Origin of the sequence: Microbispora sp. H11081 (assembly GCF_012999535.1) — a bacterium.
GTDB lineage: Bacteria > Actinomycetota > Actinomycetes > Streptosporangiales > Streptosporangiaceae > Microbispora.
In genome coordinates this window covers 97,282-123,598 of record NZ_JABBWV010000016.1, presented here as the reverse complement: position 1 = coordinate 123,598, position 26,317 = coordinate 97,282, and the positions used below count along the sequence as shown (strand labels likewise).

18 protein-coding genes, 1 other RNA gene and 1 pseudogene are annotated in these 26,317 nt (G+C 73.3%); 13 read left to right on the top strand and 7 right to left on the bottom strand.

Annotation, left to right across the window (positions count from 1 at the left end; translation table 11 throughout):
* Positions 1–298 precede the first annotated feature (298 nt).
* The 4 genes from ssrA to HHX31_RS29240 all read left to right on the top strand — a co-directional run bounded on the left by ssrA (position 299) and on the right by HHX31_RS29240 (position 2,179).
* Positions 299–682: a transfer-messenger RNA gene (ssrA, locus tag HHX31_RS29255) on the top strand.
* A 149-nt stretch (positions 683–831) separates the two neighbouring features.
* Positions 832–1,407: a UTRA domain-containing protein gene (locus HHX31_RS35390; protein WP_311932290.1), complete on the top strand. Its 576-nt coding sequence runs from the start codon at positions 832–834 to the stop codon at positions 1,405–1,407.
* A 65-nt stretch (positions 1,408–1,472) separates the two neighbouring features.
* Complete coding sequence (locus HHX31_RS29245; protein WP_169952213.1) at positions 1,473–1,760, top strand: prevent-host-death protein; 288 nt, start codon at positions 1,473–1,475, stop codon at positions 1,758–1,760.
* Positions 1,757–2,179 (top strand): type II toxin-antitoxin system VapC family toxin, encoded by a 423-nt coding sequence (locus HHX31_RS29240; protein ID WP_169952211.1) that lies wholly within the window; start codon positions 1,757–1,759, stop codon positions 2,177–2,179. The genes HHX31_RS29245 and HHX31_RS29240 overlap by 4 nt, the downstream gene beginning before the upstream one ends.
* 64 nt (positions 2,180–2,243) lie before the next feature.
* Here HHX31_RS29240 and HHX31_RS35385 read toward each other — a convergent pair whose 3' ends face one another.
* The 3 genes and pseudogenes from HHX31_RS35385 to HHX31_RS29230 all read right to left on the bottom strand — a co-directional run bounded on the left by HHX31_RS35385 (position 2,244) and on the right by HHX31_RS29230 (position 4,452).
* Positions 2,244–2,969: an adenosine deaminase family protein gene (locus HHX31_RS35385; protein WP_311932292.1), complete on the bottom strand. Its 726-nt coding sequence runs from the start codon at positions 2,967–2,969 to the stop codon at positions 2,244–2,246.
* A gap of 34 nt (positions 2,970–3,003) precedes the next feature.
* Positions 3,004–3,228 (bottom strand): annotated as a pseudogene (locus HHX31_RS36065) (adenosine deaminase); the annotation flags it as partial.
* Positions 3,229–3,363: 135 nt separating this feature from the next.
* Positions 3,364–4,452: a S1C family serine protease gene (locus HHX31_RS29230; RefSeq protein ID WP_169952209.1), complete on the bottom strand. Its 1,089-nt coding sequence runs from the start codon at positions 4,450–4,452 to the stop codon at positions 3,364–3,366.
* A gap of 171 nt (positions 4,453–4,623) precedes the next feature.
* Between HHX31_RS29230 and HHX31_RS29225 the strand changes: the two genes are divergently transcribed.
* From HHX31_RS29225 to HHX31_RS29210, 5 genes are all read left to right on the top strand, one after another.
* Positions 4,624–6,831, top strand: a complete 2,208-nt coding sequence (locus tag HHX31_RS29225; protein WP_169952208.1) for an acyl-CoA dehydrogenase — start codon at positions 4,624–4,626, stop codon at positions 6,829–6,831.
* A gap of 29 nt (positions 6,832–6,860) precedes the next feature.
* Complete coding sequence (locus HHX31_RS29220; protein ID WP_249346922.1) at positions 6,861–8,579, top strand: hypothetical protein; 1,719 nt, start codon at positions 6,861–6,863, stop codon at positions 8,577–8,579.
* A gap of 137 nt (positions 8,580–8,716) precedes the next feature.
* Positions 8,717–8,848 carry a hypothetical protein gene (locus HHX31_RS35375; protein WP_283244670.1) on the top strand — a complete coding sequence of 44 codons (132 nt, stop codon included), beginning with the start codon at positions 8,717–8,719 and terminating at the stop codon, positions 8,846–8,848.
* A gap of 167 nt (positions 8,849–9,015) precedes the next feature.
* On the top strand, positions 9,016–10,302 hold the full coding sequence (locus HHX31_RS29215) for a glycosyltransferase family 4 protein (protein WP_311932289.1): 1,287 nt from the start codon (positions 9,016–9,018) through the stop codon (positions 10,300–10,302).
* Positions 10,292–15,550, top strand: coding sequence for a porin PorA family protein (locus tag HHX31_RS29210; RefSeq protein WP_169952206.1), 5,259 nt, complete (start codon positions 10,292–10,294; stop codon positions 15,548–15,550). The genes HHX31_RS29215 and HHX31_RS29210 overlap by 11 nt, the downstream gene beginning before the upstream one ends.
* Here HHX31_RS29210 and HHX31_RS29205 read toward each other — a convergent pair.
* Positions 15,491–16,261: a class I SAM-dependent methyltransferase gene (locus tag HHX31_RS29205; protein WP_169952204.1), complete on the bottom strand. Its 771-nt coding sequence runs from the start codon at positions 16,259–16,261 to the stop codon at positions 15,491–15,493. The genes HHX31_RS29210 and HHX31_RS29205 overlap by 60 nt on opposite strands.
* A 1,980-nt stretch (positions 16,262–18,241) precedes the next feature.
* A complete protein-coding gene (locus HHX31_RS29200) occupies positions 18,242–19,477 on the bottom strand; it encodes an acyltransferase (RefSeq protein ID WP_311932288.1) in 1,236 nt (411 codons plus the stop codon).
* 200 nt (positions 19,478–19,677) lie between these two features.
* On the opposite strand from HHX31_RS29200, the gene HHX31_RS29195 reads away from it, so the two are divergent.
* The 4 genes from HHX31_RS29195 to HHX31_RS29180 all read left to right on the top strand — a co-directional run bounded on the left by HHX31_RS29195 (position 19,678) and on the right by HHX31_RS29180 (position 23,659).
* On the top strand, positions 19,678–20,598 hold the full coding sequence (locus HHX31_RS29195) for a DUF3068 domain-containing protein (protein ID WP_311932287.1): 921 nt from the start codon (positions 19,678–19,680) through the stop codon (positions 20,596–20,598).
* Positions 20,599–20,668: 70 nt separating this feature from the next.
* Complete coding sequence (locus HHX31_RS29190) at positions 20,669–21,565, top strand: decaprenyl-phosphate phosphoribosyltransferase (RefSeq protein ID WP_169952280.1); 897 nt, start codon at positions 20,669–20,671, stop codon at positions 21,563–21,565.
* Positions 21,562–22,899, top strand: a complete 1,338-nt coding sequence (locus HHX31_RS29185) for an FAD-binding oxidoreductase (RefSeq protein WP_169952199.1) — start codon at positions 21,562–21,564, stop codon at positions 22,897–22,899. Before HHX31_RS29190 ends, HHX31_RS29185 begins: the two co-directional genes overlap by 4 nt.
* A gap of 10 nt (positions 22,900–22,909) precedes the next feature.
* Positions 22,910–23,659, top strand: coding sequence for a decaprenylphospho-beta-D-erythro-pentofuranosid-2-ulose 2-reductase (locus HHX31_RS29180; RefSeq protein WP_169952197.1), 750 nt, complete (start codon positions 22,910–22,912; stop codon positions 23,657–23,659).
* 271 nt (positions 23,660–23,930) lie between these two features.
* Here the strand turns inward: HHX31_RS29180 and HHX31_RS29175 are convergent, their stop codons facing one another.
* Complete coding sequence (locus tag HHX31_RS29175) at positions 23,931–25,085, bottom strand: S1 family peptidase (protein WP_169952195.1); 1,155 nt, start codon at positions 25,083–25,085, stop codon at positions 23,931–23,933.
* Between the two features lie 262 nt (positions 25,086–25,347).
* The gene (locus HHX31_RS29170) at positions 25,348–26,310 is read right to left on the bottom strand and encodes a LysR family transcriptional regulator (protein WP_169952193.1); all 963 of its coding nucleotides are present in this window, start codon (positions 26,308–26,310) and stop codon (positions 25,348–25,350) included.
* Between the last annotated feature and the right edge of the window lie 7 nt (positions 26,311–26,317).

The following is a 26,317-nucleotide window of genomic DNA, read 5'->3' as shown; positions in this document are numbered from 1 at the left end:
AATGGCGTGGGCCGAGCAACCATCCGGGCGGCCACCGGCGTCTTTCTAGGTGACTGGGACCCGCTTGGGGGGTTGCGGGCCCAGTCGCCGTGATGAGGACAGGGCTCCATCTCGGGGGGAGCCCTGCCGTCCGGACCGGCTCGACCCTGCCGGTCGGCCCCCGGAGCGCGCGCCAGAGGCCGCGCCCCGGGGGCTTCGGCGTCCCACCCGGCCGGGCGGAATTCGAGTCGCGTCATCGCTGTTGTCTTGAGTAAGCTGGTGGCACCGGCCCCTCGGGGTCGGGGTTGACAACTGCACAGGGGGTGACCGGTTTCGACTTCGGCATTGCAAGTCAGGGGAAGCGGGTCGGGGACTGCGGACATAACCCCGTCAACACTGTGACCGCAAACAATAAGTGCCAATAAGAAGAGCACTGAGGTGAGCCAGGCTTCCCTGGCTCTCGCCGCCTAAGCAGCGAGAACCTCTGTCAGCCCGGGAGTGCCTTCGGCCTGGAACTGACATCGCTAGAAGGCTCAACCGTCCGGCCCGGTCACGGGGTCGTACGGGAAACCAAACAGTGACTGGGCCCGTCGGAGACTCGCCTGTGAGATCTCCGGGGCCGAGAAAATCGCAACAGGCTGCACCCGGAGAAGCCCTGTCTTGGTGTTGAAGGACGCGGGTTCGATTCCCGCCACCTCCACATCTCCGCGGAAGGGCGGGGAGGAAGCGAAAGCTGCCTCCCCGCCCTTCTGTCGTTCCCGGAAGACGTCCCTCCGGTCGCCGGGCACCTCCCGAGCGGCTCCCAGGCGTGACGAGTACTGTCGGTGGCGTTGCCTGGAAGGGGGTCCTGCCGTGGGGGAGCCGAGAGTCGTGGTGCGGGAGCCGAGAGTCGTGGTGCGGCGGTCGCTGCCGTCGGAGCCTGCCGTACGGGGCTCGGCCTCGCTGTTCCTGACGGAGGCGGAGCGGCAGGGGGTGCGGGCCGGGCGCAGGATGCTGTACGTCGGCCCGGAGCCCGCCTCGGAGCACGTGGCCGCCGGGCTGCGGGTCGAGCCGGGCGCGCCGGTGCTGGCCAGGCGCAAGCTGCTGCTCGCCGGCGACGTGCCGGTGCGGGTCGCCACGAGCTTCCTGCGGCTGGACCTCTTCGCGGACACCCCGTTGTGCGAGCCGGGCTTCCTGGCGCCGAGCCTGCAGGCGCGGATCGAGGAACTGGGCCACCGGTTCGGGCGGGCGGAGGAGCAGTTGGTCGCCCGGCCGTCCCGCGACGACGAGCCCGCCACGCTGGAGCTGGGCCCAGGAGAGTGGGTCGTCCAGATCGTGCGGGCCGCCTACTCGGCCGAGGACGTGCCGATCCACGTGCTGGAGACGGTCTGCGCCGCCTCACGCCATGTCTTCGACATCGTTCAGCCGAGCGGCGCCGACGAGTTCTGACGAGCGCGGGCACCGATCCCGCCAAGGCCTGTGGTACGGCGTAGTACGCGTCGTAAGCTGGAGCCATGAGCGCCAGACCCAGGCCTGTCGATGTCAGCGTGCGGCAGTTCGTCAGCGACTCCGGCAGCATCACCCGGGGGCTGCGGCAGGGTCAGCAATATGTGCTGACGATCAACGGCGAGCCACTCGCCGAGGTCATCCCGATCAAGCGTCGCCGGGCCGTGCCGACCGCGGAGGTGCTGGCCGTCTTCGCTACCGCACCTGTTCTCGACCCCGACGAACTCCGTGCCGACCTGGACGCCGGGATCGATCAGGAACTGCCCGCCGATCCGCTGGAGGGGACCGGCCTGTGAGGCACGCGGAAGGTGTGCTCGACACCAACATCGTGGCCGTCCTGCCCCTGTTCGACGTCGCGCAACTCCCGGAAGCATCCCTGATCACCGCTGTGACGCTCGGCGAGTTGTCGGACGCGCCGCACGCCACCGCTGATCCGATCAAGCGGGCTCGGAGGATAGCGGTCCTGCAGCATGTCGAGGCGACTTTCGACCCGCTGCCCTACGACGCAGAGGCCGCCCGGGTATACGGCCAGATATGCGCCGCCGTCCGTGTCTCCGGCCGGCAGCCACGTGGCAGGGTGGCCGACCTGATGATCGCCGCGATCGCCGCCGGCAACGAGCTGCCTCTCTACACCGCGAATCCGAAGGACTTCGTCGGCCTCGACGGCATCGTGGAGGTCGTGGCCGTCTCGCGGCCCACGGGCGCGACGGCCTGACTCACCCCATAAGGAGCGGCGGCAGCCGGGTCTGCGCCGCCTCACGCCATGTCTTCGACATCGTTCAGCCGAGCGGCGCCGACGAGTTCTGAACGGCGTACGCGTCGATCTCCGCGAGCAGGGCGGACTTGCCCCCGGCGTCGAGGAAGGACGCCTCCACCGCCGCGCGGGCCAGGGCGGCGACGCCCTTCTCGTCTAGGGAGAGCAGTTCGGCCGCCACGGCGTACTCCCGGTTGAGGTCGGTGCCGAACATCGGCGGGTCGTCGGAGTTCACCGTGACCGGCACTCCGGCGGCGACGAGCGCGGGCAGCGGGTGCTCGGCCAGGCTGGGCACGGCCCGTGTGCGCACGTTGGAGGTGGGGCAGACCTCCAGCGTGATCGCGTGCTCGGCCAGGTGCTCCAGCAGCGCCGGGTCCCGCACGCTGTGGATGCCGTGCGCGATCCGCTCGGCGCCGAGGTCGCGTACGGCCTGCCAGACGTGCTCGGGGCCGGCGACCTCGCCGGCGTGCGGCACGGAGCGGAGCCCGGCGGCGCGGGCCGCGGCGAAGTGCGGGGCGAACTGCGACCTGGGCACCCCCACCTCCGGGCCGCCGAGGCCCAGGCTGACCAGGCCGTCCGGGCGCTGGTCGAGCGCGATGGCGAGCGTCTGGTCGGCGGGCGGGCCGGGGATGCCGGGGATGTCGAAGCACCAGCGCAGGACGGTGCCGTAGTCCGCCTCGACCCTGCGCCGGGCGTCCTCGACGACCTCGCAGAACTCCTGCGGGGCGAAAACCCCGCACCAGCTGGGAATGCGGCGTCATGGTGACCTCGGCGTACCGCACCCGCTGGGCGGCCAGGTCGCCGCCCACGCCGTACGTCAGTGTCCACAGGTCCTCGGGCGTCCTCACCAGGTCGACCACCTGCACATAGACCTGGAGGAAATGGGCGAAGTCGCGGAACTCGTAGAAGGCCTCGATCAGCGCGGGGTCGGCGGGCACGGCCGTCGCCCCCTCGTACCGCGCGGCGAGGTCGGCGACGACGCGCGGTGACGCCGCGCCGATGTGGTGCACGTGCAGTTCCGCTTTGGGCAGCCCGGCGATGAACCGGGTGAGTTCCGGGGAGATCACGGATCGACCGTAACAACCAGGCGGGAGCCCTCTCCACGCGAAATCGCGGCACCTCACACCGCTATGTCGGGTTCGGGCTCATCTCCCGGCCGGTAGTTCGCTGAGGGTCACGGTGACCGTCCTCTTGGTGCGGTCCGGATGCATCAGCTCCACCCGTATCTTGTCGCCCGGCTTGTGCGTGGCCAGGATCTGCGACAGATCACCGGCGGTGGGGGTGGGTGTGCCCTCGACCTTGACGATCACGTCGCCGGGGCGGATACCCGCCTTGTCCGCGCCGCCGCCGGGAGACACCGAGCCGACGGCCACGCCGACCGGGTCGCCGCTCGCGTCGACCGCGGTGCCGACCCGTACGCCGAGGGCCGCCCTGCGGCTGTTGACGACCCGGCCGTACCGGATTATCTGGCGGGCCACGTCGGTCGCGGTGTCGCTCGGGATGGCGAAGCCGAGGCCGGGCGCGGTGCCCTGCTGCGGATCGACGGCCGCCAGCGTCGGGATGCCGATGACCCGCCCGGACAGGTCGACCAGGGCGCCGCCGCTGTTGCCGGGGTTGATGGGCGCGGAGGTCTGGATGGCGTTGGTGATGGTCGCGGCCCCGCCGCCGGCGTGCTTCTCACCCGTCACGGTGCGGCCGAGGGCCGACACGATGCCCTGGGTCACGCTGCCGGAGAAGCCGAGCGGGTTGCCCATGGCGAGCACGATCTGCCCGACCTTGAGGTCGGCGGAGCGGCCGAAGACGGCGGGCCTGAGCCCGGCCGCGTTCTCGACCTGGATCATCGCCAGGTCGCCGGGCGGATAGGTGCTCACCAGCCGGGCATTCCTCGGCTTGCCTCCGGTGGCCAGCGTCACCTGGAACTCCCTGGCGGCGCCCACGACGTGGGCGTTGGTCAGGATGTGGCCCGCCGTGTCGTAGACGATGCCGGAGCCGAGTGCCTGCCCTGTGGTGATCTGCACGATTGACGGAAGGACGCTCTTGATGACCTGCTCGTAGGTGGTCTCCAGCTCGATCTGGCGGCTGGGCGCGGGCGCCGCCGAGGTCGTGCCCGCCGTCGCGGGCGCGGCCGGGGTGGCGGTCAGGGCCGGGGTGGTTCCCGACGCGCACCCCCCCGCGACCAGTACGGCCACGGCCGGGCCGGCGACGGTGCGGATGACCTTCCCTGAGAGCTGCATAGTCCCCTGTCTACCTGGGCAAACGGCCGTCGCAAGGCGGCGCGCCGGGACCCGCGCAGGTCATGACGGCCGCCGGGGACGGCCGATACCGGAGATCGCGAAACTCCTGCCCAGCCCACGAACATTCCTCTAGAATATGGTTCTACAAGGGACCTAGCGCTGGAGGATCTGATGGCGATCGGGCTGAGCGAGGAGCACGAGGCGCTTCGCGAGTCGGTGACCGGCTGGGCCGAGCGGGCCGTGCCCGCCGACCTCGTACGGGGCGCGGTGGGCGTCCTCGCCGCTCCCGGCACGGAGGAGCGTCCCGCCTTCTGGCCCGCTCTGGCCGATCAGGGGCTGCTCGGGCTGCACATCCCCGAGGAGTACGGCGGCTCCGGCTACGGCCTGCTGGAGGCCGCGGTCGCCATCGAGGCGCTGTCGGAGCGGGTGGCGCCGGGGCCGATGGTGCCGACCGTGCTCGCGAGCGCCGCGATCGCCGCCTCGGAGGGCAAGGCGCGGGCCGACCTGCTGCCGGGGCTCGCGGACGGATCGCTGACCGGCGCGGTCGCGCTCGACGGCGAGATCACCGGCGTACGCGACGGCGACGCGCTGACGATCAGCGGCACGGCGGCGTACGTCCTCGGCGCGGCGGTCGCCGACGTGCTGATCCTGCCGGTGTCGACCGGCACCGGCGAGGAGTGGGTGGCGATCGACGCCGCCCAGGCCACGGTCACCGCGGTCAAGCCGCTCGACCTCACCCGGGGCGTGGCCAAGGTCGAGTTCGACGGCGCGCGGGTGCCCGCCGAGCGGGTGCTGACCGGCCTGACCGGCGCCGAGGTACGCAACGTGGCCGCGATCGTCCTCGGCGCGGACGCGGCCGGGGTGGCCGCCTGGTGCGTGGCCGCAGCCGCCGACTACGCGAAGGTCCGGGTGCAGTTCGGCCGCCCGATCGGCCAGTTCCAGGGCATCAAGCACAAGATCTCGCGCATGCTGGTGGCGCTGGAGCAGGCGCGTGCCACCGTCTGGGACGCCACCAGGGCGGAGGGCGCGGAGCGCGACTACGCCGCCGCGATCGCCGCCGTCATGGCGCCCGACGCCGCCGTGCAGTGCGCCAAGGACGCGATCCAGACGTTCGGCGGCATCGGCTACACCTTCGAACACGACGCGCACCTCTACTACCGCAGGGCGCTGACGATCCGCGCCCTGCTCGGCTCCTCCTCCGAGTGGTCCGACCGGGTGGCCGCGCTCGCGCTGGGAGGCGCCGGGCGCGAGATGGAGATCGACCTGCCGGAGGAGTCCGAGCCGCTGCGCGAGGCCATCCGGGCGGAGCTCGCCGAGATCGCCGCCCTGGAGGGCGCCGAGCAGAAGCGGGCCCTGGCCAAGGCGGGATTCGTCATGCCGCACCTGCCCAAGCCCTGGGGCCGGGCGGCCTCCCCGCTGGAGCAGGTGCTGATCCACCAGGAGGTCAGGGCGGCCAGGATCAAGCCGCCCCAGATGATCATCGGTGCCTGGGTGGTGCCGTCGCTGGTCACGTACGGCACGCCGGAGCAGCAGGAGCGGTTCCTGCCGCCGACGCTGAGCGGCGAGCTGATCTGGTGTCAGCTCTTCTCGGAGCCGGGGGCCGGGTCCGACCTCGCGTCGCTGCAGATGAAGGCGGAGCGGGTCGAGGGCGGCTGGAAGCTCAACGGCCAGAAGATCTGGACGTCGGTGGCGCACGTAGCCGAGTGGGCCATCTGCATCGCCCGGTCCGACCCCTCCAAGCCGAAGCACGACGGCATCACGTACTTCCTGGTGAACATGAAGGCGCCGGGCGTGACCGTACGGCCGCTGACCGAGATGACCGGGGAGAACCTGTTCAACGAGGTGTTCCTCGACGACGTCTTCGTGCCCGACGACATGGTGGTCGGCGAGGTCGACGAGGGCTGGCGGGTCGCCAGGAACACGCTGTCGAACGAGCGGGTCTCGCTGTCGTCCGGCTCCGGCGGCACCGGCGCGTCGGTGCCCGACCTGCTCGGCCTCGCGGGCAGGCTGGGCCGCGAGCTGACCGCCGCCGAGCGGCAGGACCTCGCCCGCGTCGTCTGCGAGTCCCACTCGATCAACGCGCTGTCGCTGCGGGTGACGCTCAAGCAGCTCGCCGGCAGCGAGCCGGGCGCCGACGCCTCGGTGCGCAAGCTGCTGTCCACCTCGCACGCCCAGCACGTCTCCGAGGTGGCGATCTCCCTGCTCGGCACGGCCGCCGTCACCGCCGCGGACTGGAAGCTCGGCGACGCCGGCTACTGGAACCGGGCCGTGCTCGCCACCCGGGCGATGACTATCTACGGCGGCACCACGGAGGTGCAGCTCAACATCGTCGCCGAGCGCATGCTCGGCCTGCCCCGCGACCCCGAGCCGGGCAAGTAGCCGTCGGGCGAGCCAATAGCCTGGACGGCATGTGGCGGCCCGTCCGGTTCGTACGGCTTGGTCTCGGAGGGCGTGCAGGCGCCGCGCCGAGGCCGGCGGTCGTGCGGTTCGGGCCGGCCCTGCTCGGCCTGGCGCTCGGTGTGCTCGCGCTCGGGCCCGCCCTCGGGCCGGGGTTCACCCTGCGCTACGACATGGTCTTCGTGCCGGACCCGCCGCTGCGCCTCGGCGACGGCTTCCCCAGGGCGGTGCCGAGCGACCAGGTCGTGGCGCTGCTGTCCGCCGTGGTCCCGGCCGAGATCGTGCAGAAGGCGATCCTGCTCGGGCTGTTCACGCTGGCCGCCTCCGGCGCGGCGGCCCTGGCGGGCGAAGCCCTGCCGGACGGCGGGATCGTGCCCAGGCTGGCCGCCGCCGCCTTCTACGCCTGGAACGCCTATCTCGCGCAGCGCCTGCTCATCGGTCAGTGGGCGCTGCTGCTGGGGTACGCGGGACTCCCGTGGGCGGTGCGCGCCGCCGCGCGCGGCGGGCCCTGGCGGCTCGCCGCCGCCCTGCTGCCCGCGGCCGTGGGCGGATTCCAGGCCATGCTGGTCAGCGCCATGGCCGTGCTCCCGGTGGCCGCCCTGCGCACGGGGAGAGGCACGGGGAGAGGCACGGGGAGAGGCACAGGGAGAGGGCGGGCGGGTGCGGCGCTCCGGGCGTCGGCCGAGGCCGTGGTCGTGGTCGCGGTCGTGGTCGCGGTGCTCAGCCTGCCGTGGCTCGTCCTCGCTGTCGGGTCGGACGCCGTGACCGATCCCGCCGGGGTGGCCGCGTTCGCGCCCAGGGCGGACGGGCCGTTCGGGACGCTCGGCAGCCTGTTCTCCCTTGGCGGCATCTGGAATTCCCATGCCGCCGTGCCCGGCCAGGACAGTCCCGGCCTCGCCGCCGCCCGCCTCGCGCTGGCCCTCGTCGCCGTCGCCGGGTTCGTACGCATCGTACGGGGCCGCGGGCCCGCCTGGGGGCGTGGTCTGGCGGCGGGGGCGTGCGCGGGTCTCCTGGTCGCCTGCGCGGGGGCCTTCGCGCCCGGCGTGCCGCGGGCCCTCATCGGCTGGTGGGCGGGCTTCGGCCCGTTCCGCGACGGGCAGGCGTACATCGCGCCGTTCGCGCTCGCGCAGGCGGTGGGCGTCGCGGCCGTGGTGGCGGCGCTGCGCCTGAGCATGCCCGCACTGGTGGCGGCGGCCGCCGTGGCGGTGCCGGTGCTCGTGCTGCCGACCTTCGCGCTCGGCGCGTCCGGCAGGCTCGGGGCGGCCGGGTATCCGGCCGAATGGCGGCGCGTCCAGGCCGTCGTCAACGGAGATCCCGCTCCGGGCGCGCTGCTGTCGCTGCCCTGGAGCGCCTATCGCGCTTTCGCCTGGAACTCGGGGCGGGTGGTCCTCGACCCCGCGACCAAGATGTTCTCCCGGCCCGTGCTGTGGGACGAGACGCTCGTCGTCGGCGTGCCGGGCGGGGGGCGGATCAGGGTCGGTGCCGAGAGCCCGCGGACCCGCCGGGTCGGGGAGGTGGCGTCCGCGCTCACGGCGGCAGGGGGCCTGGCGGGCGGCGGTTGTCCTCCTGCGGGGACCGGCCCCGCAGCCTCCGCGATGGCGGACGGGCTGCGGCGTGAGGGGGTGCGCTACGTCCTCGCGGCCGGGCTGAACGAGAACGCGTTCTTGTCTTGTCTGCCGGGAGCGATCCCCGTCCACAGGGGCCGGGAGCTCCTCCTGGTGCGCCTTTGACCTGCTACTACCTGGGATCTGGCGGCATACTGGACAGTAAGTCTGTTTATCACGGTTTGACCAAAGCTATGGTGTCTAAGCTGTATCACGTTCTACTCTCTGGCTCACCGCCCGCTCCGGCAAGGAGGAAGCATCCTGTGTTGAAGGTGCTGGCTGCTCTCGTGGTCGGGGCCGTGCTCGCCGGCCTCGCGTCCGTGGCGGTCGTCAACGTCGCGGCGCCCACCGCCGAGCCGCCGAACAAGCCGCTCTACAACTACGGCGACAGGTGACCGGGCCCGCCTGACACCCCGTTCCGGGGATCCCCGCCAAGACCGAGCCCGTCGGGGGCGCCGCTTCGCCATACCCGCCCGCGCCCGTCACGCGCCCGCGCCGCCGTCCCCGCGTCGCGGGGATCCCCCGAAACTCCCGCTGAGACGTGTCACCCGAAGGAGTGGTCGTGGTCGCACAGGGTGCGAACGCCTCGGGGTGCCCGGCCCCCTTCCCCGAGCCGCCGGACAGGCCGCGTCTGGCCGCCGCCGGCGCCGCTCCCGCCGCCGCGCCCCTGCTCGACGGTGTGCGCGTGGCCGTGCTGAACTTCCGGGAACCCGGCCAGACGGTCGCGGGCGGCGCGGAGGAGTACGCGTGGCGGGTCTCCGCCTACTTCGTCGGCCAGGGCGCGAGCGTCGACTTCCTCACCAGCCGGGAGCGGCACCAGACCCGCGCGGAGTCGCGAGACGGCATCCGGCTGCGCAGGATGGGCAACAAATACCTGGTCTATCTCCTCGTCCCGCTCTGGCTGCTGCTGCACCGCCGCCGCTTCGACGTCGTCCTCGACTGCATGAACGGCATCCCGTTCTTCTCCCCGCTCGTGGTGCGCCGCCGTACGCGGGTGATCTGTGTGGTCCACCACGTGCACGACCGGCAGTTCCACGCCTTCTTCCCCCGCTGGCTGGCCAGGATCGGCTGCTTCGTCGAGGGGCCGGTGGCCCGGCTGCTGTATCGGCGGCGCACGACGGTGACGGTCTCCGAGTCCTCCCGCCACGAGTTGCGCGAACGCCTCCGCTGGCTGGCCCCGATCGAGGTGGTGCCCAACGGCGGCCCCACGGCCAGACCCGTCGCGGACGACCCGGTGCCGGGCGATCCCGCCGTCGTCTACCTCGGACGCCTGGTCGGGCACAAGCGCGTCGAGCGGGTGGTCGAGCTCGCCGCCGACCTGGCGCCCGGCCGTCCCGGGCTGCACGTGCACGTCGTCGGCAGGGGCCCGGAGCGCGACCGGCTGGCCGCGCGGGCGGTGAGGTCCGACGTGGCCGGGCGGGTCCACCTGCACGGTTTCCTGCCCGAGCCGGAGAAGAACGCCGTGCTGAGCCGTGCCAGGCTCAACGTCACCGCCTCCGAGTTCGAGGGCTGGGGACTGACCGTGATCGAGGCGGCGGCCCTCGGCGTGCCGACTGTCGCCTACGACGTGGCCGGCCTGCGCGATTCCGTACGGCACGGCGTGACGGGCTGGCTGGTCCGTGACGGCGAGCGGCTCGCGGACGTGGTCGGCCACGCCCTGCGGGAGCTGGACGACCCCCTGACGAGGGCCAGGATGGCCCGGGAGTGCCGGCGCTGGGCGGGCGAGTTCACCTGGGGGAGGACGGGGGCCGCCATGACCGGGCTGGTCGCGGGCGAACTCGGCCGGGTTCCCGCACCGTCGCCGCAGGACGGCCACGAGAAGGAGCCCGAGCGCGCCCGTGTCCGTTGACGTCCCGGTCGAGCCGCGGGAGCCCGCGCGCGACGGGAGCGCGGAAGCCCCGGAGCGGGCCCCCGCCGCGCGTCCCGCGCCGCCGGGCGGGACGCTGCGGCACCGGCTCCGGCTGCTCGCGGGCTGCCTGCTGCTGGCGGCCGTCGCCTTCAACACCGCCCCGGGCGCGGTGATCTCCGAGACCAAGCTCGACATGGCGGTGAACCCGCTGGGGTTCCTGTCGCGCGCGCTGCACCTGTGGGATCCGGCCTACTTCGGCCACCTGCAGAACCAGGCGTACGGCTATCTCTTCCCGATGGGGCCGTTCTACGCGCTCTTCCAGGCCGTGGACATGCCCGCCTGGGCCATCCAGCGGCTCTGGATGTCGCTCGTGCTGTGCGCGGCGTTCCTCGGGACCGAGCGGCTGGCCCGCGCGATGGGGATCGGCTCGCCCGCGACCCGGATCGTGGGCGCGCTCGCCTACGCCCTGGCCCCGCACGCGCTCGCCCTGATCGGGATCAACTCCTCGGAGTTCCAGCCGAGCGCCGTGCTGCCGTGGGTGCTGCTGCCGCTGGTCCGCGGTGCCGGGGAGGGGACGAGCCCGCGTCGCGCCGCCGCGCTGTCGGCCGTCGCGTTCCTGTTCGCGGGTGGCGTCAACGCGGCGGCCGAACTGGCCGTGCTCGTCGTCCCGCTCCTCTACCTGCTCAGCCGCCGCCGTGGCGGGCGCAGACGGGCCCTGCTCGGCTGGTGGCTGCTGTTCATCGGCCTCGTGTCGATGTGGTGGCTCGTCCCGCTGCTGCTGCTCGGGCGCTACATCTTCTCGTTCCTGCCGTTCATCGAGACGGCGTCGGCCGTCGCCGGTGTCACGTCACCGCTGAACGCCCTGCGCGGCACGTCGAGCTGGATCGCGTTCCTGCCGGTGGACGGGCAGCCGTGGCTGCCGGCCGCCTACGACCAGGCGACCGTGCCGTGGCTGGTCGCCGCGACGGCACTGGTGGCCGGGCTCGGGCTGGCCGGCGTCGTATGCCGGGCGACCCCGGAGCGTACGTTCCTGGTCCTGTGCGTGGTCGCGGGCCTGGTGATCGTCACCGCGGGCCACGCGGGTGATCTCGCGCATCCCTGGACCGGCCAGGTCAGGGAGCTGTTCGACGGGCCGCTCGCGCCGTTCCGCAACCTGCACAAGTTCGACGCGCTGATCCGGCTGCCGGTGGCGCTCGGCCTGGCCGCGCTGCCCGCCGCGGTGCCGTCCACGGGTCCGGCCCGTCCGCGCGTGCCGGTCACGGCCGTGACGGCCGGCCTGCTCGCGCTCACGCTGGTGCCGGTCGGGACCGCGGGGGTGAACCCACGCGGCTCCTTCGTGGACATCCCCGCCTACTGGCGGGAGGCCGCCGCCTGGCTGAACCGCGCCGCGGGCGACGGCATGGTGCTCGCGATGCCCGGCTCCGCCCGGGGCGACTACCTGTGGGGGCGGCCGCTCGACGAGCCCATGCAGTCGCTGCTGACCGTGCGCTGGGCCACCCACGCCAACGTGCCGTGGGGCTCACCCGGCCTGGCCCGGCTCGTGCAGGCGGTCGACGAGCGCTTCGCCACCGGGCGCGGCTCGCCCGGCCTGGCCGAGGCCCTGCGCCGTGCCGGGGTGAGCCACCTGCTCATCCGCAACGACCTGGTCAGGGAGGCGCTCGGCACCGCCTGGCCCGCCCGGGTGCACCAGACCCTGCGCGACTCCGGGCTGTCCAGGACCGCGGAGTTCGGGCCGGTGGTCGGCCTGGCCGCGAGCGGCACCGCCTCTGGCTGGCTCGACCAGCCGTACCCGGCGCTGGAGGTCTACACGATCCCGGGGGCGGCCCCGCTCGCCTCGACCGTGCCCCGCGCGGGCACGCTGCACGTCGAGGGCGCCCCGGAGGCCGTGCTCGACCTGGCCGAGGAGGGCCTGCTCACCGGCGACAGGCCGGTGCTCGTCGGCGACGAGCCCGGCGCCGCGGCGATCCCGTCCCGCGACACGATCCGCACCGACACGCTGCGGAAACGGGACATCGTGTTCGGCGACGTACGGCGCATCGCGTCGGCCACGCTGACGGACGACCAGGAGCCCGTGACCACCGACCTCACCGATCCGGCCTGGTCGGCGGCCACCTCGACGGCGCGCTACCTCGGCATCGAGGACGTCACCGCCTCATCGGCGGAATCCGGCGTCACGGCCGCCGTGGGCCGGCGCGACCCCGGGACGCAGCCGTACGCCGCGCTCGACGACGACCCGCGCACGGCGTGGCGGTCGGACGGCTGGCAGGGCGCGGTCGGGGAGTGGCTGAAGGTCCGCTTCGCCGGCCCGGTCGACCTGACCGAGATCTCGATGGCGTTCGAGCAGGAGGCCGGCGGGCCGCCGGTGGCCGAGGTCGCGCTGGAGACCGAGCGCGGCGTGCGGCGCGTCCCGGTGGCGCGGACCGGCGAACTCCAGCCGCTGCGCCCGGTCCCCGGGGCCAGCACGTGGCTGCGGATCCGGGTGACCAGGCTCGCGTACGAGCCGCGGACGGCGCTCGGCAGCCGGGTCGGCATCACCGACCTGCGCGTGCCGGGCGTGCGGGCGGCACGCACGATCTCGGTGCCGGACACCGGCGCGGGCGACCCCGGCACGACGCTGCTGACCAGGCAGGGGGACGCCGGCGCGTGCATGCGGGGCTCCGTCACCTGGACGTGCTCCTCGCGGCTGCGGATCGTGGGCGAGGACGGCGACGGATTCGACCGGCTCGTCCCGGTGACGCGCGACGGCCCGCGCACGGTGCGCGGGCGTGCCGTACTCACCGATCCGAAGGCGGCCGAAGTGCTCACCACGCTGCCGAAGCGGTATCCGCACGTCAGCGCGTCCTCGGTGGCGGCCGAGCACGGCGCCACGCTCGGCCGCCACGCGATGGACGGCGATCCCGCGACGGTGTGGTTCGCCCAGCCGTACGACCGGCATCCGACGCTGTCGATCGACCTGGGGACGACGCGGAGCTTCTCGCGGATCCGGGTGCTGTTCCCCGACTCCGCTCAGGGCGTCCCGCCGGTGAAGCTCACCGTGCGCGCCGGCGACCGCGCGGTGCAGGGCTGGGTTGACCGCGACGGCGTGTTCGCCTTCCCCGCGCTGCGGACGCGTACGTTCTCCGTCGAGTTCACCGCGCCCGCCTCCCGCCCGATCGAGGTCGCCGAGATCGCCGTCCCCGGGGTGGCGCCCCTCGGCGGCCTCGGCGACGTCCCCGCGCGACTGCCCTGCGGGTATGGCCCGGCCCTCCGGGTGGACGGCGCCGACGTGCCGACCCGCGTGGTCGGCGGCACGCTCGACGACGTGCTCGACGGTCGCGCGCTGACCTACGAGGGCTGCGCGCCCGTGCGCCTGGCCGAGGGCCACAGCAGGGTCAGCGTGGTGCCGGGCGACGCCTTCCTGGTGCGCTCGGTGATGCTGGCCGATGGCACCGTGTCGGATGACCAGACCGGGCGGGCGCGCGCGGCGGTCAAGGCCGTCCCGGCCACGGTGACGGCGTGGGGGCCCCAGGAGCGCCGCCTCCGGGTCGCCGCCGCCGAGCCGTCCTATCTGGTGGTCAACGAGAACCACAACGCCGGCTGGCAGGCGTACCTCGGCGGCGCGCGGCTGAACCCGGCGCGGCTGGACGGCTGGCGGCAGGCGTGGGAGTTGCCGGCCGGCGGGGGAGAGGTGGTCCTGCGCTACGAGCCCGACCCTGCCTACCGCACGGCGCTGCTCGCCGGGCTCGGTCTCGCCCTAGTCGTGGTGGCCCTGGCACTCCCGCGCGGCAGGTCGCGGCTACGCGCGACGGGGCCGGGCCGCGTCCGCCCGCTGTGGGTGTGGCTCGCGGCGCCGCTCGCCGGGTTGTGGACCGGGGGCGCGGTGGGCGCGGCCGTCGTCGTGGCCGCGCTGGCGGCGTTCGTGTGGCTGGGCAGGATCGGCGACGCCCGGCAGGCGGATGCGAGCCGCCCGTTGGCCTTCGCCAGGCGCGCCGCCTCCGCGTGGGCGGTGCTCGTCGCGCTCGGCCTCGCCGGTGTCGCCCAGGCCGCCGGGCAGGGACTGGCCGCCGACGCGCTCTGCCTCGTCGTACTCGCCCGGCTGCTGGCCGCCGTCGGCGGCCGGTCGCCCAGTGGGCCGTACGCGGAGGACCGTGACCCGGCCGATCGCAAGGTCACGTACGACGTCGCCGCAGGCAGCGGCGTTTTCTCCCGGCCGAGTGCAAGATCACGGACGGAGGGGGCGCAGGTCACGGGGGATACCTGCGACAAACTACAAGATCACGGCAGTGGGGGTGGGTGGCCGCGCACGCTGTTGCTGGCGGGCATCGCCTTCCTGGTCACGGTGGGGGTGCTGTTCCGCTTCGAGGTCTCCCCGAGGGCCACGGTGCTGCCGCTGGAGCAGACGAGGATCCAGCGGCTCCTGTCGCCCTCGGCCACCTATCTCGACACCGCCAGCTTCCGCCTCCACCGGGGCGTGCCCGTGCAGAACACGGTGGCCTTGTACGGCGACCCGCAGGCCGGGGACGACCGCACGGCCGTGTGGGTGGAGTTCTCCGCGCTCGACACCCGGGACGGCGAGCGCGTCGACTACCACGAGCGCCGCACCGCCTTCGACCGGCGCACCGGCCTGGCCGTCGACTGCTGCGGGGGATACGTCGACGAGGATCCCGGCGTACGGCAGACCGGGCTGGCCTTCCGCCTGCCCCCGGGGGCGGAGCCGCGCTCGTACGGCATGTTCGACCCGGTGCTGCGGCGGGAGGCGCCGATACGGTTCGAGCGCGAGGAGACCGTCGAGGGCCTGCGGACCTACCGCTACACCTACGCGGCCGGGCCGGTGCGTACGGCCGACCTGCCGGGCCCGGTGCCCGGCGAGTCGATCGGCATGCCCGGCGAGCCGCGGGTCGCCGTCGCGAGGTACACCGAGATCACCCGCACGATCTGGGTCGAACCGGAGAGCGGGCTGACCGTGCGCACGCAGGAGCGGCGGCGCGACACCCTGCGCACGCCCGACCAGGTCGAGCGGCTGGTGGCGTTCGACGCCGACCTGGTGACGAGCCCCGCCGAGGTGCGGGCGTTCGCGGACGAGGCGGCCCGTTTCCGCAGGTGGATCCTGCTGACGCGCGACTGGATCCCGCTGGCGTGCGGCCTGCTCGCCACCGTGCTCGCGGCGGCGCTCGCCGGGGTCCACCGGCTCGGCTCCCGGAGGGGGAGGTCAGCGGCGGCGCAGCACCAGCAGGAGGTTCCACGTCACGATCTCGCGGACGCCGGGTAGATGGATCACCGGGGTCGCCCACCGAGGGTGATAGCGCGGCAGCGCGTCGACCAGGTCGGCGCCGGGATGCCGCCGGGCCCACGCGAGCGCCCTGGCCACCGAGACGGCGTACATGCTCGTGCCGTACACGTTCTTGGGGGAGCGGCCGTGGCGGCGCGTGTAGCGGCGCGCGGCGTGGTGCCCGCCCAGGTAGTGCCAGGGCGAGGTCTCGTGGCCGCCCCAGGGCGACAGCCAGTTGGTGAACGACAGGTAGACCAGGCCGCCCGGCCGCGTCACCCGCACCATCTCGTCGCCCATCCGCCACGGGTCGGGCACGTGCTCCAGCACGTTGGAGGAGAAGCACACATCCACGGAGCCGGTCCGCAGCGGCAGGTCGAGGGCGCTGCCGAGCACCGCGCCGTCCGGGATCGCGCCGGTGCGCGCGCTCATCTCCCCGGCGTCGCAGTCCACGCACACCGGCCGCGCGCCCACGTCGCGCAGTGCGTCGGTGAAGTAGCCGGGACCGCCGCCGACGTCCGCGACGAGCGCGCCGTCGAGGTCGGCGTACGTCGCGAGCTGGGCGACGGTGTCGCGGGCGAGCAGGCCGTAGAAGAATTCGGGGTCGGTCTGCTCCCGCCGGAAGGCGCCGAAGAGGCGAATGGAACGGGCCAGGTCGGCGCGGAACGGCTCGGCGTGCACGACGTCACTCTCCTGTCGGGTGCGCCGGAGCATAACACCCCTTTTGGTGCGCAATGCGGGGAGAGTCCTGATTGCAGAACAGACCTCACGCGGGTCCCGATGACGCTGATCCCGTGGAGACGGGGATGGCGGGGATGACCCGGACGACGCGGACGACGACGCGCACCGGACGGCCGGGCGGGACGCCGCCGCGCCGGTGGACGGGCGCGGCCGGTCCAGTGACGGTCACGGCGGTCCTGCTGGTCGTGGCGTCGCTGGCGGTGCGGATCCCCGTCCTCGCCTCGTCCTTCTTCATCGAGGACGACTTCCTGTTCGTGGGCGACGCCTACGAGCACGCCCTGACGTTCGACTTCCTGTTCCGGGTGCACAAGGGCCACCTGATGCCGGGGGCGCTCGCGCTCACCTGGGTGCTGTCGCGGCTGTCGCCGTACGACTGGGCGCTGGTCGCGGGGGTCACGTTCGCGCTCCAGGCGGTGGTGGCGGTCATGCTGCTGCGGCTGCTCGTGCGGCTCTTCGGCACGCGGCCCGGCATCCTGCCGCCGCTCGCCCTCGCGCTCTTCTCGCCGCTGACCATCCCGGCCTTCGGCTGGTGGTCGGCCGCCGTCAACGCGGTGCCGCTCCAGCTCGCCATGGTCATGGCGCTCGCCGCCCAGGTGCGGCACGTCAGGGAGGGCGGGGCGGCGCATGCCCGCCGGGCCTTCCTGTGGGTACTCGCCGGCATGGCGTTCAGCACGAAGGGGGTCTTCGTCCCGTTCCTGCTGTTCGCGCTCACCACGTCGCACCTGCGGCCGTCGGCGGGGTCGTGGGTAGCGGTCATGCTGCGCGAGCTGCGTGCCCACTGGCGGCCGTGGGGGGCGTACGCGCTGCTCATGGGCGGTTACGCGGCGCTGTACCTGGCCCGCCGTGGCACCGCGCCCGGCGAGGGCGCGGCCGTCCCCGCGCCGGGCGACGCGGCTGAACTGCTGGGCCGCCTGCTCGGCGAGGTCTTCCCCGCCGGGGTGGCCGGCGGGCCGCTGTCATGGGGCCCGGTGCTGCCCAACGGCGGGCTCGCCGACCCGGCCCCGACGCTGGTGGCCGCGGGATGGGCCGTGCTCGCCGCCCTGATCGCCCTCACCCTCCTGTGGCGGCGGCGGGCCGCGCGCGCCTGGCTGATCCTGGCGGGCTACCTCGTCGCCGCGGACGGCGTGCCCACGGCGATCGCGCGGGGCACCGGCCTCGCCCAGGTGGTCGGGTCCGAGACCCGGTACGTCGCCGACGCGGCGATCGTGCTGGCGGTCTGCCTGGCGCTCGCGCTGCTGCCCCTGCGGGACGAGCGGGAGCCGTACCGGCGGCCCGTTCCCGCCGGGCGAGGGCTGACGGCGGCGGCCGCACTCCTCACGGGCGGCTACCTCGCGATGTCGGTCGCCTCGATCCAGAGCTACCGCGACACCCTGTCGGGCGACCGGGTGCGGGCATACCTGGAGGCCGTACGCGCCTCGCTCACCCGGGTGCCGGACACGGCGGTGATCTACTCCAGCCCGCTGCCCGAGGACATCGTGCTCCCCTGGAACGGCGACCGCAGGCTCAGCCACCACCTGCTGGCCCCGCTGGCCAGGCCCGCGCTCCGCGCCCGGATGCGGGTGCCGGAGCCGTCGGAGCACGCGCTCGTCTTCGACGACAGGGGCGGCCTCGCGCCGGTCGAGGTCAAGGCGTCGATGGGGGTGCTGCCGCCGGAGGGCCGCCCGTGCCTCCCGCTGCTCGGCGACGCGATCTTCTTCCCCGACGTCGTGTCCTTCGGCGGGCCCGGGCCGATCGCGGGGCTGGCCTACACCGCCGAGCGCGCGGGCACCGGCGGCTACGAGATGAGCGGCCGGCGGGGTGAGCTGCGGTTCAACGCCACCGGCTCCGGCGGCGCGCTGGTGCGGTTCCCGGTGACGGCCGTCGGCAAGGGGCTGCTGATCCGGCTGGACGACCCGCAGGCGGTCTGCCTCAAGGGCTTCGCCTACGGCGATCCCGTGCCGGGCGCGGCCACTCCTACAGCGGAGCCGTCTCCGTCGGGGTCTCCTGGTGCTCCGTCTGGTGCTCCGGCTGCTTCGCCTTCCGTTTCCGCGCCGAGGTCGCCAGGCGCCTCGCCGGCTCCTCGACATACCGGTGGGTGAGCGTGGCGAGCAGCAGTGTGAGCGCGCCGACCGCGACCAGGTTGCCGGCGAAGTTGCCGCTCCACGGCTGCTGCTCGGTGAAGTCGTACCAGAGATAGAGGGCCACGAACTGCCACAGGAACAGGCCGTACGACACCCGGCCGAGGAAGCGCATCACCCGGCTGCCCAGGAAGCGGCCGTACGGCGACCCCCCGGCCGGAGACAGCGCGGCCGGGGTCACCAGCCCGGCCGCCACGATGGCGTACAGGACCAGTTCGGACAGGTCGGCCCAGACGCCGTCGACGCCGGCGAAGCGCGCGCCGGTCAGCGGCGAGGCCGCCACGGCGTACGCGAGTGCGGCGACGAGCAGGAAAGAACCCGCGGACGCGCCCACCGCCCGGACGAACCGGCGCGCGGGGCCGTCGGGATCGCTTTCCTCCCGCGCCCACTCGGACACGACGGCCAGCGCCATGCCGACCGCGAAGAACACCCAGGCCCGGGGGAGCCAGGCGTTCAGATAGGGCCGGTAGACCGGATAGTAGGTGAGCAGCGCCCACGCGAACGACGAGGCGGCGAGCACCGCGAGGCCGGCCAGCAGTCGCCGCGCGCGGGCGTCGAGGCCGGGGCCCGCGCGCCGCGCGTACGCCGCGAGCACGGCGGCGACCAGCGGCAGCAGCACGTAGAAGGCGGCCTCGACGCACAGGCTCCACATCTGGCCGAGCCCGCGCGGCCCGAGGCCGTACCACCAGGGGTCGATCTCGTAGGTCTGGGCGAGCAGCAGCAGTCGCAGCCACGTCGTGACGTCGCCGAGGTGCGGCCGGGACCACAGGGCCATCGCGACGACCACGACCAGCCAGTACGCCGGGAGGATGCGCAGGGCGCGCTTGATCAGGTAGCCGCGGGTGGCCGGGGGACGCCCGCCGAGCAGCGCGGCACGCGCGTACGGCCGGTAGAGGAGCAACCCGGACAACGCGAAGAAGACGGGGACGGCGACGTCGCCGCGGGCGAGCAGGCTGCTGAAGAAGTCATCGCGCAGCCCCGCCGCCGACTCGATCGCGACGTGGTAGACGAGGACGGCGACGGCGGCGAGCGCCCGCACGCCGTCGAGGGCGCCGACGTGACCGGTGGGCACGACAGGATCACGAACGGGTCGAGAACCGGTGGGTAACATGTCACGAGTCACCGACGAGCTAGAACCTGTTTCGGTCACTTTTTCATATCCCTCGTGACGTCGGTCATCGCCCCGTCTAACATACAGCGAAAACAGGAACCTGTTTCAGAATTGCTAGGAACTGACTGGCCTGCCCCCCAGGAGGAGCCATGCGCCGCGGAGTGGGAGTTGTTCTGGTGGCGATGGGGGCGTTCCTCGTCGCCTTCGCGCCACTGCTGCGGTTCCAGGTGGCGGACAAGCTCGTGCAGGCGCCGGCGAACCAGTACAGCGTCTTGAAGTTCACCGCCCCCGGTGCGCGCTACTTCAGCATGCGCGACCTGAAGGTCCTCACCGGCGACCTCAACATCACGGTCACCGTACGCGGCGACGTGAAGGAGTCCAAGGACGACCACGTGGTGTGGGACCAGTTCACCGCCGCGAGCGACGTCACCAACGCCAACCCGCGGATCTCGATGACGCAGTTCCGCAGCGCGTTCAACAAGTACAACGGCCAGGGCGTCACCTGCTGCGGCGCCAGCGTAGACAGCGGGGACGGAGCGCAGCCCGTGCGGTTGCGCGGCCAGATCTTCCTGTTCCCCTTCGGCGTCGAGAAGAAGACCTACCCGGTGTTCAACGCCGACGTCCGCGAGGCGCACGACGCGGTCTTCGCCGGTGAGGACACGGTCAACGGGCTTCCGGTGTACAAGTTCACCCAGAAGATCCCCCCGACCGTCACCGACACGCTCAGCGCGCCCGCCTCGGTTCTCGGCATGAAGGGCACAGGAGACGTCGAGGTCGAGCGCGTCTACGACGGCACCATCACGTTCTGGGTGGAGCCCAACACGGGCGTGGCGGTCAAGCAGGAGCAGCGGCGCAACGAGATGCTGAGGACGTCCGACGGCGTCGAGCGCCTGCCCGCCCTCGTCGCCACCGCGACGTTCACGCCGGAGACCGTCAGCGACATGGTGCGGACGGCCCGCGACAACATGGCCCAGATCACGCTGATCAAGACGACGCTCCCGCTGGTGGCGCTCATCCTCGGGCTCGCGCTCACCGTCGTCGGGGCGTGGCTGCTGCTGTCGCGGCCCCGCCGCGTGGACTGACCCGGAATCGGACCTGTCCGTGAAGCGGGAGACCGCCCTGCGCCCGCCGGAGGCGTGCCCGCCGGTCGCCGTGCCCGCGGCGGGCACGCTCTCCCTGCGCGCCCGCGCGGCGGGGCTGGTGCGGGCCTGCCGGCCCCGGCAGTGGCTCAAGAACGCGCTCGTCCTCGCCGCCCCCGCCGCCGCGGGGGTGCTGACCACCGGGGCGGGCCTGCGCGGCTCGCTCGTCGCGTTCGCCGCCTTCTGCCTCGCCGCCAGCGGCTCCTATCTCCTCAACGACGCGGCCGACGTGGCCGCCGACCGCCGCCACCCCCGCAAGCGGCTGCGCCCGGTCGCCGCCGGGACCGTGTCCGTACGGCTCGCGCGGACCGTGGGCGCGGCACTGCTGGCGGCCGGCCTGCTCGCCGGGCTCGCGGGCGGATGGCCGCTCGCCGCCGTCGTCGCCGCCTATCTCGCGCTCACCACCGCCTACACCCTCTGGCTCAGGGACCAGCCCGTGGTGGACCTGGTCGCGGTGGCCGGCTGCCACGTCGCGCGCGCGTACGCGGGGGCGGTCGCCGTCGCCGTGCCGGTGACGAGCTGGTTTCTGGTCGTCGTCTCGCTCGGCTCGCTGCTGCTGGTCGCGGGCAAACGCGAGGCCGAACTCCGCGCCCTGCCCGGGGACGGCCCGGCCGCACGCGCCACGCTGGCGGCGTACACCGCGACCTACCTCGCCCAGGTGCGCGTCATGGCGTCGGGGGCCATGATCGTCACCTACTGCCTGTGGGCGTTCCAGGAGCACACCGGGCCGGCCAGGGTGTTCTGCGCGCTCAGCATCGTGCCGTTCGTGCTGGTCGTGCTGCGGCACGCGCTGCTGGTCGACCGCGGCGTGGGGGAGGAGCCCGAGGAACTGGTGCTGCGCGACCGGCCGCTGCAGGTCTTCCTCGCGCTGATGCTGGTGTTCCTCGCGTGCGGTATCCAACTCGCATGACTCTGCTGACGGGATGGGGGCGCACGGCGCCCACGCGCGCGACCGTGGCCCGCCCGCGCACCGCCGAGGAGGCCGCCGCGCTCGTGGCGAAGGCGGGGGGCCGTGGGGTCGTCGCCCGCGGCCTCGGCCGCGCGTACGGCGACGCCGCGCAGAACGCGGGCGGGCTCGTGCTCGACTGCACGGCCCTGGAGCCGTGGTGGCGCCTCGAACCCGGAGGGCTCGTCACCGCGTCGGCGGGGACGAGCCTGCACGACCTCATGACCGCGCTCGTCCCGCGCGGGTGGTTCGTACCGGTGACCCCGGGCACCCGGTACGTCACGGTCGGCGGGGCCGTCGCGGCCGACGTGCACGGCAAGAACCACCACGTGGACTCCTCACTCGGCGCCCACCTGCGCTCGCTGCGCCTGCTCACCGCCGACGGGAGCACACGCGCGCTCGGCCCCCGCGACGACCTGTTCTGGGCCACCGTGGGCGGCATGGGACTGACCGGGGTGATCACCGAGGCGACGTTCCAGTGCGTGCCGGTCGAGACCGCGTGGATGCGGGTCGACGTCGAACGCACCCGCGACCTCGACGAGACCCTGGACACCATGACCGCCTCCGACGCCGGTCACCGCTACACGGTCGCGTGGATCGACCTGCTCGCGCGGGGCGGGCGGATGGGCCGGGGCGTGCTCACCCGCGGCGACCACGCCGCGCCCGGCGACCTGCCCGCCCGCGCGCGCCGCGACCCGCTCGCCTTCGCGCCGCGGCCCCTGCTGGCCGCCCCGCCGCGGGTGCCGGGCGGCCTGCTCAACCGGGCCACCGTACGGGCCTTCAACGCCGCCTGGTTCGGCAAGGCTCCCGCCGCGCCGCGCCGGATCGTCCAGGGCATCGCGCCGTTCTTCCACCCGCTCGACGGCGTGGACGGCTGGAACCGGATGTACGGCCCGCGCGGCTTCGTGCAGTACCAGTTCGTGGTGCCGTTCGAAGCGGTGGACACGCTGCGCCGGGTGGTCGAGCGGCTGTCCGGTGATGGAGTCGTCTCGTTCCTGGCGGTGCTGAAGCGGTTCGGGGAGGGGACGCCCGGCATGCTGTCGTTCCCGATGCCGGGATGGACGCTGGCCCTGGACATCCCGGCCGGGCGGAGCGGCCTGGCCGCGATGCTGACCGAGTTCGACGAATGGGTCGCCGGCGCCGGGGGGCGCGTCTACCTGGCCAAGGACTCCCGCATGTCCGCCGCCACGGCGGCCGCGACGTACCCACGGCTGCCGGAGTGGCGGGAGATCCGGCGCCGGGCCGACCCCGACGGTGTCTTCGTCTCCGATCTCGCCCGTAGGCTGCGCCTGTGCTGAAGGAGTGCCGATGAGGAACGCGCTGGGCTCGGTCGACACCGTCCTGCTGCTCGGCGGGCGCAGCGAGATCGGTCTCGCGATCGTGGAACGGCTGGTCAGGCGTGGCGCCCGCCGGGTCGTGCTCGCCGCCCGCGGCGCCGTCGTGCCGGTGGAGGACGTGGAACGGCTCGGCGCCGAGGTCCACGTGCTGGACTTCGACGCCGCCCGCCCCGAGACGCACACGGCCCTGATCGAGGAGGCCGTCGCCCGGGTCGGAGACCTCGACGTGGTGATCCCGGCGTTCGGCGTGCTCGGCAGCCAGGCGGTCTACGACGCCGACCCGGTGGCCGCCGCCCGCGACGTCGCGGTCAACTTCGGGGGGCATGTCTCGGTCGGGCTGGCCGCCGCCCGGCGGCTGCGCGAACAGGGCCACGGGACGCTCGTCGTGCTGTCGTCGGTGGCCGGGGTGCGGGTGCGGAAGGCCAACTTCGTGTACGGCTCGGCCAAGGCCGGGCTGGATGGCTTCGCCCAGGGACTGGGCGACGCGCTGCACGGCTCCGGGGCCCGCGTGGTGGTCGTCCGCCCGGGTTTCGTGATCGGCCGGATGACGCGGGGGATGACCCCGGCCCCGATGTCGGTGACGGCGGCCGAGGTCGCGGACGCGGTCGTGGCGGCCCTGGACACAAGAAAGGGGACCGTGTGGGTCCCCGCTCGGCTGCGGCCGGCGTTCGCCGTCATGCGGCTGCTTCCCCGCCCCCTATGGCGCCGCCTCCCCCGCTAACCCCACCCCCCACCCCGGCCGTGATCTTGTAGTTTGTCGCACAGAAGTCTCTGACCTGCGGCGTTCCCTTTCGTAATCTTGCAGTCGGGCCGCCCGTTGTGTGCTCCACCTGCGAAAACGCCCTCCGTGATCTAGCAATTGCATGATCACGGAGGGCGTCGTTGCTGGTCGTGCGGCCAGGCTGTGGTTTTGTGCAAGATCACGGGCCGTGATGGTGCTGGTCAGGGCCCATGACTGCGACAAACTACAAGATCACGGTGGTGGGTGGGGGTTAGCCGGTGACGAGGGTGAGGCCGTACGCCGAGAGGGCCTCGTTGACGGGCTGGAAGTAGGTGGTGCCGCCGGAGGAGCAGTTGCCCGAGCCGCCGGACGTCATGCCCTGGGCCTGACTGCCCGAGATGAACGAACCGCCGGAGTCACCGGGCTCGGCGCAGACGTTGGTCCGGGTCAGGCCGCTCACCGTGCCCTGGGAGTAGCGGACGCTGGCGTTGAGCTGCTGGACGGTGCCGCAGCGCCAGCCGGTGGTCGAACCGGACCGGCAGATCGACGAACCGACGGTCGCCGCGGTCGAGCCCTTCACGGCCACGTTGCCGCCGCTGTAGTTGTTGACCCAGCCCCTGGGCGTCCAGTTGCTGTTGACCGAGATCCAGGAGTAGTCGTTGCCGGGGAACGAGGAGCCCTGGAAGGTACCCTGGGCGACCCGGTTGTAGCCGGTCGTGCTGTTGCCCGCACGGCCGCAGTGGCCGGCGCTGACGAAGCCGTTCGTGGTGCCCTTGCGTACGGAGAAGCCGATCGAGCAGCGGGCCGAGCTGTTGATGTAGTAGGCGTCGCCGCCGCGCACGTCGTAGTAGGTCTGCGGCTGCTCGTCGGACCGCTCGACGCGTACGGCCGACTTGTCGGCGCCGCTCGCGGCCACGAACGCCTCGGCCTCGGCGGTGTTGGAGGACAGCACGACGACGCTGTTGCTGAGCACGTCGACGTACCAGACGGTCGTGGAGGCGGGCGCGCTGGCGGCGGCCCGGTCCAGCGCGGCCCCTGCGGACTCGAGCGCGGAGAGGCTCCGGCCGACGATCTTCGGCTGCGCGCCCGCGGACAGGATCGCGCCGGCCTTGGACGCGTCGGCGGTGGCGACGATGAAGCTCTCGGCGGTGGTGCCGGTGACCCAGGATCCGGCGTAGGCGTCCCCGATGGCGGCGCGCACCTTGGCCTCGGTGGCCATCGCCTTCGCCTCGTTCGCCAGGCGGGCGTCGATCTGGGCGGGGGTGAGCCCGAGGTCGCGCTGCATGGCGTCCACCATCGCGGGCGGAGGCTTGACGGCGGAGGAGGCGGGAGAGTTGTTCGGCTCGGCCATGGCGGGGGTGGCGACAGTGGCGAGGGCCGTGACGGCCAGAGCGCATCCGGCGAGTACGGTGCGTCTGTGGAGCATGTGTGGCTCTCCTTGTCTTTGGGGGGTGCCGTCAACGTAACCGACCTGCGCCGCTCTATGGATCTATCAATTAGCCCCTATCGCCGAGTTATGGAACCGCCCTCCTCTGGGGATTCGCTGGCCCGGAAATAACCGCGCGAGAACCTGCGGGCGCGCGGAAGCGCGGAAATGAGAGGTGCCGCGACGTACGCCGGCCATTAGGCATGGCCGGAACATTTAAGCCGGATTCAAGACGGCGGACCTGGGCGCGCCCGCCGCCATGTCAGGGGACGGTGCCGTAGTCGGGGTTGGTGACGAGCCAGTCCGCGTAGCGGGCGCTGCGGCGGACCGCGTCGGCGTACGCGGCCCTGGCGTGTGCGGCGACGATGGGCGCGGCGGCCCGCGCCCCCATCGAGTCGGCGTGCCAGCCGAGCAGGTGCCGCCAGCGCAGCGGCGCGCCGGCCAGCGGCATCATGACCAGCCCGGCGGTGAGCCGGAAGGTCGCCTGGCACAGGGCGACCGTCTTGCCCACCCCCACCAGGTGCAGGCAGGTGCCCACGTCGGTCTCGTAGATGGACTCGGGGACGAATCCGGCCCTGGAGCAGGCGGCGGCGAAGCAGTCGGCGAAACAGCCGTCGCCGGGGGCGGCGGTCCAGCGCTCGTCGGCGAGGCTGGACAGCTCGAGCTCGCGTTCCCCGGCCAGTGGGTGGTCCTCCGACAGCAGCACGAAGACCGGGTCGGTGCCGACCGCGGTCCAGTTCATCGCCTCGGCCGGGGGAGGCGGGCTGTCGCCGCACGTTCCGAGCAGGACGAAGTCGAGCCGGCCCGCCACGGCGAGCGCGGTCAGCTCACTGGCCGACCACGATGTGCGGGTGGTGACCGGGACGCCGGGCTGGTCGGCGGTCAGGCGCTCCACCAGCCCGCCGAGTATGGGCCCGTTCGTCGCGCCGATGCGATAGCCGGGCAGTTTGACCGAGGTGTTGGCGAACCGCACCGCGTCCTCCTGAAGGTCCCGTACGGCGGGCAGCAGCACCCGGGCGCGGGACAGCACCATTTCACCGAGAGGAGTGGGACGGGCGCCGTTGCGGTCGCGTTCGAACAGAGGGCCTCCGAGTGAGCGCTCGATGCGCTTGAGTTGGGCGGTGAGCGACGGTTGGGCGAGGCCGAGCCGGGTGGCCGCTTTCGTGACGCTTCCGGCTTCGGCGACCGCGTGAACGATTCTCAGATGGCGGATCTCCAGATCCATAGGGGGA